We start from the raw sequence: 551 nt of genomic DNA on the forward strand, positions 1-551 counted from the left end.
TCACGCTCTTCAGCCCATTCATAATAGGTTTCTACCTTTTCATATCGTCCATAATGGAGAGGGTCATGCATAAGATATTTTGTCACAAAATCTTCAAACACTTTCCCCCGTAGAGCATTTGATGTTGCCTGTTCACGATAGGATTGTAAAAGGGAGCGTAAAGTGAATTGTTCATTATCAGACTTAATAGATTGAAGCATATTGTAATAAAAATCCCTTGCCTTATGAGATGATTAATATTCATTAAAAGAATCAAAACGAATTCAATTAAATGCACTTAAAGCAAATAACGATAAAAATGGGAAAAAACTGCTAAAAAAGCCGATATTTTTTTCAAAAGGGGTCTTTAAGGCTGCTTATCAACAGCCCATGACATGGAATAAGATCAGCAAAGTAGTGAAATTTGCTATTCATTTCACGTATTCATCAAGATAAATGTACTACGTTCTTTAAAATATCAGAATGAGTATTTTGATAGGTTTTGTCTGTTTTTAAAACCCCCAAAACACCTACAAAACCCTCTTAGATATATATTAAAAATTGTATTTATG

General features: G+C 32.1%; 1 pseudogene. It reads right to left on the reverse strand.

Going from position 1 to position 551, the window contains the following annotated elements:
* Nucleotides 1–200, reverse strand: a pseudogene (locus tag ACFIL3_RS11165) (helicase); the annotation flags it as partial.
* Nucleotides 201–551: the final 351 nt, after the last annotated feature.

The organism is Bartonella sp. CE47NXGY, from assembly GCF_042195415.1.
In the GTDB taxonomy this organism is placed as follows: domain Bacteria; phylum Pseudomonadota; class Alphaproteobacteria; order Rhizobiales; family Rhizobiaceae; genus Bartonella.